Source organism: Glycomyces luteolus (assembly GCF_027622875.1).
Classification (GTDB): domain Bacteria; phylum Actinomycetota; class Actinomycetes; order Mycobacteriales; family Micromonosporaceae; genus Glycomyces; species Glycomyces luteolus.
This window is the reverse complement of the sequence record NZ_JAPZVP010000021.1, coordinates 31,837-45,917: the sequence shown is the minus strand read 5'-3', so window position 1 is coordinate 45,917 and position 14,081 is coordinate 31,837. Positions and strand designations below refer to the sequence as shown.

10 protein-coding genes are annotated in these 14,081 nt (G+C 70.7%); 7 read left to right on the top strand and 3 right to left on the bottom strand.

What is annotated here, in order from left to right:
• Positions 1-134 precede the first annotated feature (134 nt).
• The 3 genes from glmS to dacB (O1R50_RS21650) all read left to right on the top strand — a co-directional run bounded on the left by glmS (position 135) and on the right by dacB (O1R50_RS21650) (position 5,555).
• Positions 135-2,015, top strand: a complete 1,881-nt coding sequence (glmS, locus tag O1R50_RS21660; protein WP_270112308.1) for a glutamine--fructose-6-phosphate transaminase (isomerizing) — start codon at positions 135-137, stop codon at positions 2,013-2,015.
• A gap of 148 nt (positions 2,016-2,163) precedes the next feature.
• A complete protein-coding gene (gene dacB / locus O1R50_RS21655; protein WP_270112307.1) occupies positions 2,164-3,729 on the top strand; it encodes a D-alanyl-D-alanine carboxypeptidase/D-alanyl-D-alanine endopeptidase in 1,566 nt (521 codons plus the stop codon).
• Positions 3,730-3,986: 257 nt separating this feature from the next.
• A complete protein-coding gene (gene dacB, locus O1R50_RS21650; protein ID WP_270112306.1) occupies positions 3,987-5,555 on the top strand; it encodes a D-alanyl-D-alanine carboxypeptidase/D-alanyl-D-alanine endopeptidase in 1,569 nt (522 codons plus the stop codon).
• 309 nt (positions 5,556-5,864) lie between these two features.
• On the opposite strand, the gene O1R50_RS21645 is transcribed toward dacB (O1R50_RS21650), so the two are convergent.
• On the bottom strand, positions 5,865-7,037 hold the full coding sequence (locus tag O1R50_RS21645; protein ID WP_270112305.1) for a DUF418 domain-containing protein: 1,173 nt from the start codon (positions 7,035-7,037) through the stop codon (positions 5,865-5,867).
• A 104-nt stretch (positions 7,038-7,141) separates the two neighbouring features.
• Between O1R50_RS21645 and O1R50_RS21640 the strand changes: the two genes are divergently transcribed.
• From O1R50_RS21640 to O1R50_RS21630, 3 genes are all read left to right on the top strand, one after another.
• On the top strand, positions 7,142-7,744 hold the full coding sequence (locus tag O1R50_RS21640; protein ID WP_270112304.1) for a TetR/AcrR family transcriptional regulator: 603 nt from the start codon (positions 7,142-7,144) through the stop codon (positions 7,742-7,744).
• A gap of 99 nt (positions 7,745-7,843) precedes the next feature.
• Complete coding sequence (locus O1R50_RS21635) at positions 7,844-8,215, top strand: holo-ACP synthase (RefSeq protein ID WP_270112303.1); 372 nt, start codon at positions 7,844-7,846, stop codon at positions 8,213-8,215.
• Between the two features lie 28 nt (positions 8,216-8,243).
• Positions 8,244-9,761 carry an NAD(P)H-hydrate dehydratase gene (locus O1R50_RS21630; protein WP_270112302.1) on the top strand — a complete coding sequence of 506 codons (1,518 nt, stop codon included), beginning with the start codon at positions 8,244-8,246 and terminating at the stop codon, positions 9,759-9,761.
• Between the two features lie 216 nt (positions 9,762-9,977).
• Here O1R50_RS21630 and O1R50_RS21625 read toward each other — a convergent pair whose 3' ends face one another.
• Positions 9,978-10,469 carry a cysteine dioxygenase gene (locus tag O1R50_RS21625; protein WP_270112301.1) on the bottom strand — a complete coding sequence of 164 codons (492 nt, stop codon included), beginning with the start codon at positions 10,467-10,469 and terminating at the stop codon, positions 9,978-9,980.
• A gap of 336 nt (positions 10,470-10,805) precedes the next feature.
• Here O1R50_RS21625 and O1R50_RS21620 point away from each other — a divergent pair, with 336 nt between their 5' ends.
• The gene (locus O1R50_RS21620) at positions 10,806-11,762 is read left to right on the top strand and encodes a C40 family peptidase (protein ID WP_270112300.1); all 957 of its coding nucleotides are present in this window, start codon (positions 10,806-10,808) and stop codon (positions 11,760-11,762) included.
• A gap of 83 nt (positions 11,763-11,845) precedes the next feature.
• Here the strand turns inward: O1R50_RS21620 and O1R50_RS21615 are convergent, their stop codons facing one another.
• Positions 11,846-13,888 (bottom strand): SpoIIE family protein phosphatase, encoded by a 2,043-nt coding sequence (locus tag O1R50_RS21615; protein WP_270112299.1) that lies wholly within the window; start codon positions 13,886-13,888, stop codon positions 11,846-11,848.
• Positions 13,889-14,081 lie beyond the last annotated feature (193 nt).

Sequence of the window (14,081 nt, the reverse complement as noted above, 5' to 3'; positions counted from 1 at the left end):
CGCTCAGGAGCTCGGGAAACGCGTGATGTCCTGGCGGTGAACGGGTCTCGAACGACTTGAATGATCAAACGGTGTGATCAGTTCTCGGCCATCCGAGCATGAGTGATGCGCGAAACTGCTGTAGGGTTTTCCGCATGTGTGGAATCGTTGGATACGTCGGGGCGCGCAGCGTCGTCGACGTCGTGATCGACGGCCTTCGCCGTCTCGAATACCGCGGCTACGACTCGGCGGGCGTGGCGCTCGTCTACGACCCCGACGCGGCCGCCTCGTACCTGGAGTTCGACAAGAAGGCCGGGAAGCTCGCCAATCTCGAGGCGGTCCTCGCCGAGCAGGACCGCCCCCTCGATGCCGCGTGCGGCATCGGGCACACCCGCTGGGCCACCCACGGCGTCCCCTCCGACCGCAACGCCCACCCCCACCTCTCCGCCGACGGGCGCATCGCGCTCATCCACAACGGCATCATCGAGAACTTCGGCCAGCTCCGCGTCGAGCTCGAAGCCGCCGGCATCGAGTTCCTCTCCGACACCGACACCGAGGTCGCCGCCCACCTCCTCGGCCGCGAGTACGCCGTCGACGGAGACCTCACCGAGGCCATGACCCGCGTCTGCGCGCGCCTCGAAGGAGCCTTCACGCTCCTGGCCGTCGCCGCCGACGACCCCGACACGGTGGTCGGCGCCCGCCGCAACTCCCCGCTCGTGGTCGGCCTCGGCGACGGCGAGTACTTCCTCGCCTCCGACGTCGCGGCGTTCATCGCCTATACGACCGAGGCCATCGAGCTCGGCCAGGACCAGATCGTCACCATCAACCGCGAGCGCGGCATCACCGTGCGCGGCTTCGACGGGCAGCCGTCCGAGGGCAAGCCGTTCTCCGTGGACTGGGACATCGCCGCCGCCGAGAAGGGCGGCTTCGAGACCTTCATGGCCAAGGAGATCCACGAGCAGCCCCAGGCCGTCGCCGACACCCTGCGCGGGCGCATCGACGAGACCGGCCAGATCGTCCTCGACGAGGTCCGCATGTCCGACCAGGACTTCCGCGACATCGACAAGGTCTTCATCGTCGCGTGCGGCACCTCGTACCACGCCGGGCTCGTCACCAAGTACGCCATCGAGCACTGGACGCGCATCCCCTGCGAGGTCGAGCTCGCCAGCGAGTTCCGCTACCGCGACCCGGTGCTCGACCGGTCCACGCTCGTCGTCGTCATCTCCCAGTCCGGCGAGACCATGGACACGCTCATGGCCCTGCGCCACGCCAAGGACCAGAAGGCCCGCGTCCTCGCCATCTCCAACACCGTCGGGTCGACGATCCCGCGCGAATCCGACGCCGTGCTCTACACCCGCGCCGGGATCGAGGTCGCGGTCGCGTCCACGAAGGCGTTCCTCACCCAGCTCGCCGCCTGCTACCTGGTGGGCCTGCACCTCGCGCAGGTGCGCGGCATCAAGTACGCCGACGAGGTCTCGGCGATCCTCGACGAGCTCGTGGCCGCGCCCGGCAAGATCGCCAAGGTCATCGAGAACCTGGAGCCGATCCGCCAGATGGCCCGCGACCTCGCCGAGTCGAAGGACGGCGCCGCGCGCGTCCTGTTCATCGGCCGCCACGTCGGCTACCCGGTGGCCCTCGAAGGCGCCTTGAAGCTCAAGGAACTCGCCTACCTGCACGCGGAGGGCTTCGCCGCGGGCGAGCTCAAGCACGGCCCGATCTCCCTGATCGAGGACGGGACCCCCGTGGTCGCGATCGTGCCGAGCCCGCGCGGCCGCTCGCTGCTGCACGACAAGATCATCTCCAACATCCAGGAGGTCAAGGCCCGCGGGGCGAAGGTCATCGCGATCTGCGAGGAGGGCGACGCGATCACCGCCTCCCACGCGGACTTCGTGGTCGAGACGCCCGCGTCGCCGACCCTGCTGGCCCCGCTGCTGACCACGGTGCCGCTGCAGGAGTTCGCGATCGAGCTCGCCACGGCCCTGGGCCGCGACATCGACCAGCCGCGCAACCTCGCCAAATCGGTGACCGTGGAGTAAGAGCGGCCGTTCCCGTATGGCGTGCGCGGACCCCGTGCACGCCATACGTGTACTCGAGCCGCTTCGGTTGTACTGCGCCCCTGCAATATCGAGCACTTCCCGCCCGTATCGGGATTGGTTACACAATCGGCGTGCCTATGCTCGCTTCGTGAGAAAACGCACCCTGATCTCGAGCGCCGTGGCGGTCACCGCCGTCGGCGCCATCGCCATCGCCGGGACGATGGTCGCCCAAGCCCAGGAGACCGGCGACGAGGCGCTCGCCGCCGCGATCGACGCGATCCTGACCGACAAGCGCCTCACCGACTCGCAGATCGGCGTCACTGTCGCCGACGCGAACACGGGCGAGGTCCTGTACGAGCACAACGGCGCCAAGCGCGCCATCCCCGGCTCGAACGACAAGCTCACCACCACCGCCGCGGCCCTCGAGAACCTCGGCGGCGACTTCACCTACACGACCGAGGTCGCGGGCGACCGCCCCACTGACGGCGTCGTCGCCGGCGACCTCTACCTGCGCGGCTTCGGCGACCCGACGATCCTCGAAGCCGACTACGACAAGCTGGCCGAGGACCTCGCCGCCCGCGGCGTGTCCACGATCGACGGCGACCTCGTCGCCGACGACACCGCGTTCGACACGGTCCGCTCCGGCACCGAATGGGGCTGGTCCGACCTCCAGTTCACCTACGCCGCAGAGGTCTCCGCGCTCACCGTCGCCTCCGGCGACGACTACAACGCCGGCTCCGTGCGCATCTTCGTCAAGCCCGGCGCGGCCGAAGGCGACCCCGCCCAGCTCAGCATGAGCCCCGCCAACGACTACGTGGAGATCGTCAACACCGCCACCACCGGCACCACCACCAGCGTCTCCGTCAACCGCGACCCGCACGACAACGTGATCCGCGTGAGCGGCACCGTGAAGGCCGGGACCAGCGGCACCTACGCCACCCGCTCCGTCATCGAGCCGACCCGCCTCGCCGCCGACGTCTTCGCCGACTCCCTCGAAGATGCCGGCATCACCGTCAACGGCGACCTGCGCTACGGCGAATCCACGCCGCAGGGCCTCGAGACCCTCGCGTCCCACCAGTCGATGACCCTCACCGAGCTGACCGGGGAGATCCTCAAGCCCTCCAACGCCTCCGTCGCCGAAGCCCTGTTCAAGACCCTCGGCTACGCGGCGACCGGCAAGGGCACCTTCTCCAGCGGCAAGGCCGCCACCTACGCCGGGATCGAGACCTACGGCGTCGACACCGGACCCATCCGCCAGGTCGACGGCTCCGGCATCTCCCGCCACAACCTGATGACCTCCAACATGCTCACCGACCTCCTCGTGGGCGCCAAGAAGGCCGACTGGTTCGGCACCTGGTACGACGCGCTCCCGATCGCCTGCGAGGACGGCACCCTCGGGAGCCGCATGTGCGGCACCCCCGCCGCGGGCAACGTGCGCGCCAAGACCGGCTCGATGACCAGCGTCTCGGCCCTCTCCGGCTACGTCACCGACGCCGACGGCCGCGAACTCGTCTTCTCCGTCCTCACCAACGACTACCTGTACTCCACGGTCAAGGACATCGAGGACAAGATCGCCGCCGCCATCGCCGCGCACACCACCACCGCCACCCAGGCCGAGACGCTCCGCTCCGCGAACGTCGAGGACATCGAGATGCCAGCCGAGGACCCGAACCACAACCTCGAATGCACCTGGGTCGAACCGGCCGTCTGCTAAGCGCTTGAGGCGCAACTGAACACGAATCGAGGGCCCGGTCGCCGCAAGCGGCCGGGCCCTCGCCGGGATCGGAAGCTCCTTTGAACGGATGATCTCGGCTTGTCCGAACGGCCGATACGGCCGGCACTCCGCCTTCGCGTCTGGATGCGCGTGTACGCCGTGCCGGCCGTTTTCCGTTGCCTCCGAAGCGAGTTGCGTTCCGCACTTTCACGGATCATTCGCCGAAACCGGGAGGAGGCCGTACATACGCTCCGATCGTGAAGACTCGTACCATCATCTCGGGCACCGTGGCGGTCACCGCCGCGGGAGCCCTCGCCCTTGCCGGAACGGTCGTCGCCCAAGCGCAGGAGACCGGTTCGGCGGCCCTCGCCCAGGCCATCGACGCCATCCTCGCCGATCCCGCCCTGACCGACTCGCAGTCGGGTGTCATCGTCAAGGACGCGGCCACCGGCGAAGTCCTCTACGACCACAACGGCAACCAGCGGGGCCTGCCCGGCTCCAACCAGAAGCTCACCACCGTCGCGGGCGCCCTCGAAACCCTCGGGGAGGACTTCACGTTCACCACCGAGCTGCTCGGCGACCGCCCGGTCGACGGCGTGGTCGACGGCGACCTGTACCTGCGCGGCTCGGGCGACCCGACCATGCTCGAAGAGGACTACCAGCAGCTCGCGGCGGACCTGGCCGCGCACGGCATCAGCCGGATCGACGGCGACCTGGTCGCCGACGACACCGCCTTCGACGCGGCCCGCCACGGCGACGAATGGGCCTGGGGCGACCTCCAGTACGCCCCTGCGGCGGAGATCTCCGCGCTCACCATCGGCTCGGGTCCCGACCACTGGGCCGGGACCGTCCGCCTGTTCATGACCGGAGGCGCCGCGAGCGGCGACCCGGTGCAGATCAAGATGGTGCCCGAGAACGACTATGTGACCGTCGTGAACGAGGCGACGACCGGCGCGGAGACGGACCTCTCGGTCAACCGCGACGAGCACGCGAACACCATCCGCGTCACCGGGACCGTCGAAGCCGGCGTCACGCCCGACTACTACTCCCGCTCGGTCATCGACCCGACCGCCCTTGTCGCCAACGTCTTCGCTGACGCCCTGGCCGACAACGGGATCGATCTGACCGGCGACCTTCGCGTCAGCGAACCGACCCCGCAGGACGCCGGCCAGACGCTGGCGAGCCACGAGTCGATCCCGCTGTCGCAGCTGGCCGTCGACCTGCTCAAGCCCTCGAACAACTCCTATTCCGAGGCGCTGTTCAAAGCGGTCGCCCTCCACAACACCGGCGAGGGCACCTTCGCGGCCGGCCGGGACGGGGTCCACGCGGCGATCGAGCGGTACGGAGTGGACACCGATGTCCTCCTCCAGGTCGACGGCTCGGGCATGTCCCGATTCGACCAGATGACCCCGGACATGATCACCGATCTCTTCATCGGCGCGAAGGACGCGCCCTGGTTCGACACGTTCTACGCCGGACTCCCGATCGCCTGCGTCGACGGCACGCTCGTCAGCCGCATGTGCGACACCCCGGCTGCGGGCAACGTGCACGCCAAATCCGGCTCGCAGAGCTCGATCTCGGCCCTCTCGGGCTTCGTGACGGACGCGGACGGACGCGAACTGGTCTTCAGCATCATCCTCAACGACTACATCGTGAGCTCCGTGAAGTCCATCGAGAACCAGATCGCCGTCGCGATCGCCAGCCACAGCGAGGACGCCACGGAGGCGGAGATCTCGACCTTCGCTCAGGCCGAAGGGGTCGCCGAGCCCGCCGTGGAGATCCCCGGTGAGCGCGAATGCACCTACTTTGAGCCGGTCGCCTGCTAAGCGCTTGAACCGCAATTGCAACGAGGGCCCGGCCGCGATGCGGCCGGGCCCTCGTTCTGGATCCCGGAGGCGGCGGCCACGACCGTCGTTCTCAGAACACCTTCCACTCGTCCGGACTCACCGCATCCCACGAGAGCTCCGCCCAATCGCGATTGCCGGCAACGGGCGGGTCAGCACGACATCACGGGCACGTTGGACCCTGATGACGACGCCGGAGTCGGCATCCAGTGGTGAGGAATGAGCGCCGGGTGTCGAATATGTTGTACTGCAACGGACCTGTACGCAGGCGGCCCAGGCGGTAGAGCGGGTTCAGCTGCGGCCGTAGGTGAGTCGCCGCAGCAGGACCTCGAACGGGCCGCGCATCCCCGCCTTCGCCATCCAGGCCGCCAATGCGACCGTGACGAGCCAGATGAGGACCGCGATGCCGGAGGCCGCGGCGTCGCCCAAGTGCGCTCCGAGGTTGCCCGCCATCGGCGTGAAGATCGCGGTGAAGGCGATCGACTGGAGGAGATAGCAGGTGAGGGAGCGCTGGCCGCATGCGGCGAGCGCGTTCGCGACCGGGCCGCCGCCGCGTCCGGGTCGAGTGGCGGACGGGCCGGTCTCGGCGAGCCTGGTGCAGATGACGGCGATGAGGGCGGCGTAGCCGAATCCGGACGCGAGGCCGGTGACGCTGTGGACGGCGTACATCGTCACGGCTGCGACGGAATCTGGATGCCATAGCTGCGTGTCCACGAGCATGAGCGGGAGGCCTCCGGCGGCGCCGATCGCGATGCCCCACAAGGCGGTTCGGCGAAGTAGCGGGAGGTGGCGCGAGGGCTCGCCGAGGAGGTCGCGGCGAGCCGCCCAGATCCCGAGTGCGAAGGCGGGCAGGACGCTCACGACATAGAACGTGGTGGTCAGGGCCGACCAGACGGCGAGACGCATCGCGGCGGCTTCGAAGGGGTCGGCGACGAGCGTCGGGGAGGCGTTGGCGTGCCCGGCCGCTTCGGCGGAGGCACCGAGGGCCGCGACGACGAGGACGTGGGCGGCGGCGGTGATCCAGGCGGTGTGGATCAGGGTGCGGTCGCGGCTCCACAGCAGGCCGGTGAAGACGAGGCCGATGAGGCCGTAGGCGGCGAGGATGTCGCCGAAGAACAGCAGCAGCGCGTGGGCGAACCCGAATGCGAGGAGCCAGGCGCTGCGGCGGCGCACGAACCGTTTCGCTTGGGGCGCTTCTACACCGGCGCGCATACGGCGTTCGGCGAGGCGGGCCAGGCCGTAGCCGAAGAGGGCGGCGAACATCGGCAGGGCCCGGCCGTCGACGAACACCACCTGGAGTCCGGCCACGATGCGGTCGAGAGCACTGCCGTCGACGGCGTAGCCGCGGAAGCCGGTGGTGTGGTGGGCGAGGAACATGTGCGCGTGGGCGAGTGCGATGAGGAGGAGCATGAGGCCCCTGGCCAGGTCGGGTGCGAGGGATCGTTCGCGCAGCGGGGTGCTCATAATGGCGGGCGGGGAGAGCGTCATCTCGACTCCGGATTTTTAGGTACACGACTGTATCTAAAAAAGTAAGATACATGAATGTAGCTAACATTGGAGGGCGGCCCGTGGCCGACACCGGAGCCCGCACCCGCCGACGCGGCAAAGCGCTGCTCGACGCCATCTACGCCGCCGCCGTCGAAGAAGCCGCCGCCGCCGGGCCGGGCCGACTCACGATGGACGCCATCGCCAAACGCGCCGCCACCGCCCGCACCACCCTCTACCGCCGCTGGTCCGACCCCCTTGACCTCCTGCTTGAAGCCCTCGCCGAACTTCACCCGGTCGAACAACCCGACCCCGGCGCCCACGACCTCCGCGGCGACCTCATCGCCTCCCTGCGCCTCATGACCGACTGGAGCTCCAGCGCCGCCGGACGAGCCGTCATGGCCATCGTCGCCGACCCCGCCCGCGACCCCGCCGTCGTCGAAGCCCTGTTCGAACGCGTCTTCGCAAGGCGCGGCGGCACCTTCACCCAGACCGTGCTGCGCCACTACGCCGAACACGGCCGCCTCGACCCCGACCGCCTCACCCCGGTCGTGCTCGACATCGGCGAAGCCCTCGTCACCAAGCGCATGATCGACACCGGCACGGCCCCCGACGACGCCTATCTCGCCGCCATCGTCGACCAGGCGATCCTCCCCGCCGTCGGACCCGAAACCGAGACCCGCTGACACGAACGGACACCGAGGCGCGCGGGGCAAACCGTCACTCGCGGCGGTGAACCCACCTGAAAGGGGGCGGGCCGCCCGATCCCGTGGCACTCTTGGTGGGTGATCGTCGCCGTGGGCATAGACGTAGTGGCAGTGGACCGGTTCGAGAGGGTGCTCGAACGGACCCCGCACGTCGCCGACAAGCTCTTCACCGAAGCCGAACGCCGCACCCCCGACGGCCACGAGCGCCGCACCGAATCCCTCGCCGCCCGCTTCGCCGCCAAAGAAGCCGTGGCCAAAGCCCTCGGCGCCCCCGGCGGCATGCACTGGGCCGACTGCCAAGTGCTCTCCCTCCCCGACGGGCGCCCCACATTGACCATCACCGGAACGGTGGCGGCGGCGGCACAGCAGCGTGGCGTCTCACGCTGGCACGTGTCGCTGTCGCATGATGGCGGTATCGCTACAGCGGTGGTGATCGCCGAAACGGCATGACGGCCGAGCAGGCCTGAAAGGGAACACCATGGACGGTGCCTGGTCAGCAGCGGCAGTCCGCCGCGCCGAAGCCCAGCTGATGGCCCAGCTCCCGCCGGGCACCCTCATGCAGCGCGCCGCCGCAGGGCTCGCCACCGAATGCGCGCGGATCCTGAAGCAGCGCAGCCTGGAACGGCGCAGCGTCAACCCGCACAGCCTGGAGCGGCACAGCCGCGCCCGCCGCCGCAAAGGCGTCTACGGCTCCACCGTGATCGTCCTCGCCGGACCCGGCGACAACGGCGGCGACGCCCTCTTCGCCGCCGCACGGCTCGCCCGCCGCGGCGCGCGCGTCTTCGCCGTCCCGGTCATGGGCGAACGCGTCCACCCCGTCGCCGCCGCCGCACTCACCAAGGCCGGAGGACGACTCGTCGCCCAGCCGCCTCGCCACTGCGACCTCCTCCTCGACGGCATCCTCGGCATCGGCGGCCGCCCCGGCCTGCCCGGCCGCGCCATCGACCAGCTCGCCGCCATCGACGCCGACACGATCGTCGCCGTCGACGTCCCGTCCGGGGTCGACGTCGACACCGGCGCCGTCCCCGGCAGCGCCGTCACCGCCGATGTCACCGTCGCCTTCGGATCGCGCAAACCCTGCCACGTGCTCGGCCGCGCCGCGCTCCTCGTCGGCCGCCTCGTCCTCGTCGACATCGGACTCGGCCCGCACCTCGACCCGCACCCGGCGGTGCGCGTCGCCGACGAAGGCGACCTCGCCGCGTGGTGGCACGAACCCGGCCCCGACGACGACAAGTACACGAGAGGCGTCGTCGGCGTCGCCGCCGGCTCCGAGGGCTACCCGGGCGCGGCCGTCCTCGCCGCCTCCGGCGCGCTCGCCGGACCCGCGGGGTACGTGCGCTACGCCGGGACCGCCGCCGAGCACGTGCGCCGCCGCCACCCGGAAGTCGTGTGCACGCAGGAGGTGAAGGAGGCCGGGCGCGTCCAGGCCTGGCTCGCCGGGCCCGGCTTCGGCACCGACGAGGCGGCGCTCGCCGAACTGCGGCACGTGCTCGAATCGCCCGCGCCCGTGGTGCTCGACGCCGACGCGCTGACCCTCATCGGCGAGTACCCGTCGGTGCTCTCGCAGCGGGAGGCGCCGGTGATCCTCACCCCCCACGACCGCGAGTACGAGCGGCTCTACGGCTCACCGCCCTCCGAGGACCGGGGCGCGGCGGCAGCGGCGCTGGCGAAGCGGTTGAACTGCACGGTGCTGCTGAAAGGGCATCACACGGTGGTCGCCTCGAGCGACGGCGAAGTATGGGCGAACCCGACCGGGCGGCCCCAGTTGGCAACGGCCGGTTCGGGGGACGTGCTCGCGGGGTTCATGGCCTCGCTGCTCGCCTCCGGCATGGCGGGCGTGAAGGCGGCGGTCGCCGCCGCCTACATGCACGGCCGAGCGGGCGGCATCGCCGGAGCGGGCCACCGCACGGTGACCGCCTCCGACGTCGCGAGGGCCCTCCCTCAAGCGGTAGGGGAAACCTTGTCAGCGGCCGACACGCCCGGGCGCCGACGCTGACGGGAAACGATGTCGTACCCATGAGTCAGGGTTGATACCGGGGGCCCGCCCAAGTCCGATTTGCGGTAGACCCTCCGCTCACCTTTCACGTTCGAACCGCTTGCGGCCGTTGACGATCCGTCGCCGCCGCACAATGTCGTACCCGTCGGGCAGGGTTAAGACCGGGGGCCCATCGATGTCCGATTCGCCCCGGACGCTCCGCTCACGTTCGGCGCGTTACCAGTCCGCGCCCGCGCGCAGGATCTTCGACGGGGCCAGGCCGGTCTCGTCGAGCAGGTACGTCCGCATCGCCTCGAGGCCCGGCGAGTACACGTGGAGGCTCACCGCCGGGGCGTCCGAGAGGTTCCGCATCCCGTGGACCGTGCGGTCGTCGACCACCGAGACCTCACCCGCGCCGAGCCGCTGGCGTTGCAGCCCGGGGAAATCGCCCGGCCGCACCGTGAACTCCGTCAGTTCGCCCGACACCACCGCGACCGCCGCCGCGGCGGGGCGGTCGACGCCGCCGTGGTCGTGCAGGTCGGTGCCCTGCCCTGGCAGCCAGGCGAGCAGCCACGCCTCGTGGCCCGGCCCGGAGAGCACCCGGCGGGCCCACCGGCTGCCCTTCGTGAAGCGCGGGCGCAGTGTGAGATTGGCGGCGTAGAACGCGGCGAGCGCCTCGAGGCGTTCAGTGGTAAGGGAAGCGGGCGGCAGCAGCAGGCTGGAGCTCATCTGGGTGATTCGACCTTCGATGTGTCGGAACGGTTGTCAGCGGGGAAGCGCGGAGCCGCACGAGGAGGCTCAGCGCTGGTGACAGCGGCGACAGCGACACATCGGGAAGGTCATGCGGGCAATGGTACCAATTCCCAGGCAACTCACAGGAGCGACACACCATCGGTGGAATGCTCGTTACGCTGCGAATTTGTCACTCCCGGGGTCTACCAGCGCGGAAAGCCGCGCGCTACGCTCATGTTCGGCCTCCCGGCGGCGCCCAGTGCATCCCGCGGGCGGCCCTGTGCGTGTGTTGAATGCACCCCCGTCATTCCATCCCGAAGGAGCGCCCTCCTCGTGAAGCAGCCGTCTGTTCGACGCAAGTGGTTGTCCGCCGCCGTGGTAGGCGGCCTCCTGGTCACCGTCGGTTCGGCTCCCGCCTGGGCACAGGACTCGCCTGAGGACATCAACGACGAGATCGACGCGGTCGACGAAGACCTCGCGGCCGCCGTTGAGGAGTACAACCAGCTCGCCTCGGAGGTCGACGAGAACCGCGAGCTCATCGAGGAGACCGAGGCGAACCTCCAGACCGCCGAGGCCGAGCTCGACGTGCTCCGCGAGCAGCTCGCCGACTTCATCGGCGAGACCTATGTGGACCAGGGCATCGGGGACGCGGCGCTGCTGCTCGAATCGGGCACCCCGGACGCGTTCGTCGAGCGCATGGACCGCTTGAACTCGGCGAACCTCTACAACTTCGACCTCATGGGCGATCTGCGCGCCGCCTCGGAGGAGTACGCGGCCCAGTCCGAACTGCTCACCGACCTCCAGGCCGACCTCGAAGCCGAGCAGGCGGAGCTGCAGAAGGCCGCCGACGAGCTCACCGACCGGATGACCGACCTCGAAGAGGAGTGGAAGACCGCAGCGGGCGAAGAGGTGCTCGAGTACGACCTGCCCCACATGTCGAACGAGCAGTGGACCATCGTCGACTTCGCGCTCGACCAGATCGGCGAGCCCTACGTGTGGGGTTCGGACGGGCCCGACTCCTGGGACTGCTCGGGCCTCATGCTCGGCGCCTACGCGCAGGCCGGGATCTCCCTGCCGCACAACGCGGCCGCGCAGTGGGACATGGTCGCGCACATCAGCGAGGACGAGCTGCAGCCCGGCGACTTCGTGTTCTACAACGGCCTCGCGCACGTGGGCATGTACATCGGCAACGGCCTGATCGTGCACGCCCCCAACTCGACCACCGTCGTGAAGGTCGTCGAGGTGCACCACGGCAACAGCTACTACGGTGCGGGCACGCTCCTGCACTAGCGCCGCAATGGGAAAGGCCCCGCGAATTCGCGGGGCCTTTGTCATGCCCGCGTCAGCGGGGTTCGTTCATGGCTCGCGAGCCGCTATTTCGGATCGCAGCGGACCACGAGGATCGCGATGTCGTCCCGCGGCGACTCAGGGGAGAACGCCTCGACGGCCTCCAGCAGCGCCGTGGCGATCTGCCTGGCGCCCTTGCCCGCCGCGTCCCGCACCGCCCGCTCGATGCGCTCGTGGCCGAACATGGCGGCGCCGTCGCGGCGCTCGGTCACGCCGTCGGTGAAGAACACGAGGGCGTCCCCGGGGTCGAGCCGCACCTCCTCGGGGTTGACCTTGACGTCGGGGAAGAGCCCGACCGCGGTGCCCTCGCGGCCGACCCAGGCGGTCTCGCCGTCGGCGCGCAGCAGCAGCGGCTTCTCGTGGCCCGAGAGGCACAGCGTCGCATTGAGCGAGCCGTCCGGGTCGCGGTCGAGGAGCGCGGAGGCGATGGTCGCGTAGCGCATGTCGCCGGGCTGCTCGAGAAGCGTGGCGTTGAGCAGTTCGAGGGCCCGCGGCAGCGGGCGGCCGTCGCGGGCCATGACCCGCAGGACGTCGCGCACGACACCGGTGACCGCCGCGGCCTGCGCGCCCTTGCCGCACACGTCGCCGATCGCCACCCACAGGCGGTGGTCGGCCAGCTCGGTCGCATCGTAGAAGTCGCCGCCGACCTCGGTGCCGGACACCGGCCCCGGGCCCGACCCGGGAAGGCGCCGCGCGGTCGCGGGCAGGTACTCGGCGGCGAAGGACACGCCGGTGACGTCGGGGAGCGAACCCGGCATGAGCGCGGCTTGGAGCTCGTTGGCGACGGCCTGGCGCTCGGCGTGGATGCGCGCGTTGTCGAGGGCGAGGGCGCTGCGCTTGGCGAGGTCCGCGACGACCGCGCGCTCCTCCGAGGAGTGCTGGCGCTCGACGTGCTTGCCGACCGTGAGCACCCCGATGGTCGCGCCGCGCGCCGAGAGCGGCACGGCGATGCCGTCGAGGCCGCGCGGCACGGGCAGTTCCATGCCGGTCCAGCCGTCGGTGGCGAGCGCCGCGGCGAGGGCCGGGGCCGCGGTGTCGAGCTTGAGGCGCAGGTGCTCGAGTTCGGCTTCCTCAGCGTGCGTGAGGGACGCGAGGCGCAGGTCGACGCCGTCGCCGGTGAGGTGCACGGCGGCCCAGCGGCCCAGCTGCGGGACCACGAGCTGCGGGATGAGCGCCACGGTGAGGTGCTCTTCGAGCGAGTGCGCGAGGAGCTCCCCGGCCTCGGCGAGGTAGGTGAGCCAGCCGGAGCGGCGCTGCTCGTCGGTGCGCATCCGGTCGATCTGGACGGCGAGCGCGATGCGCTCGGCGACGAGCTCGGCGAGCGGCCGCCAGCTCGGCTCGGCCTCCCCGGCGAGCATGAGCTTGCCGCAGGCGGGGGCGGTGAGCGGGAGCGGGACGGCAACCGAGACGCTGCCGACGTCGCCGAACTTGGCGAGGATCTGCGCGCCGCCGCCGTCCCCGGCGTCGTATTCGATCGCGCCGCCCGCGGCGGCGGTCGCGTCGTGGCACCGGGCGAGCAGCTCGGTGACGATCTGGTCGACCGGCAGCCGGGACTGGATCGCGGGTGCGATGGTGAGCAGCGCGGCGAGCTGGCTCAGGTCGGGCAGGTGCGTCTCGGCGGCGGCGTCCGGGTCGGGCCGGGTAGCCGGGCGGGCGTCCGGGTCGCGGTCGATGCGGAACCAGATCGACTTGCCGGTCTGGTCGTGGGTGGTGCCCCATGAGGACGCGAAGCGGTCCACGAGCAGCAGGCCGCGCCCGCCTTCGGCGGTGACCTCGGGCATCGCGCTGTCATAGGAAGCGCGGTCGAGCGGGTCGATGCCGCCGGAGCGGTAGTCGGTGACGGTGACGCGCACGCCGATCGGGTCGGCCGCGACCGTGAGGTTGATGTCGGTGCCGGCGTGGACGACGCCGTTGGTCGCCAGCTCGGTGGTCAGCAGCAGGGTCTCGTCGAGCAGCTCGGTGAGGCCGGCCTCGGTGAGCACCGCGCGCACTGCGGCGCGGGCGGCTGCGGGGGAGCGGTCGTCGGCCGGGAGCCGGAGGCGCCGGGCGAACCTCTCGGGGTACGTCACGGGCCCCAGTCTATGCCCGGAGGGCCGCCTGCCGCGGTCCCGCGTCGCCGCTCCGCGCGCCCCGAGCGGCCGCGGCCGGGGCCGCTCGCAGTGTCGTTGGGCTGCTTGGGGAAAGCGAAGCGGGGGGGGCGCGCGGGGGGGGGCGCCCGGCCGGCGTGGGGGCGGGGGGGGGCGGTGGCGCCCGGGGGGGGGG

Bases quoted from the DNA above. Each gene is read 5' to 3' on its own strand.
- O1R50_RS21645 (WP_270112305.1), bottom strand. From the start codon at position 7,037: ATGAGCACCCCGCTGCGCGAACGATCCCTCGCACCCGACCTGGCCAGG.
- glmS (WP_270112308.1), top strand. From the start codon at position 135: ATGTGTGGAATCGTTGGATACGTCGGGGCGCGCAGCGTCGTCGACGTC.
- O1R50_RS21630 (WP_270112302.1), top strand. From the start codon at position 8,244: ATGGACGGTGCCTGGTCAGCAGCGGCAGTCCGCCGCGCCGAAGCCCAG.
- O1R50_RS21625 (WP_270112301.1), bottom strand. From the start codon at position 10,469: ATGAGCTCCAGCCTGCTGCTGCCGCCCGCTTCCCTTACCACTGAACGC.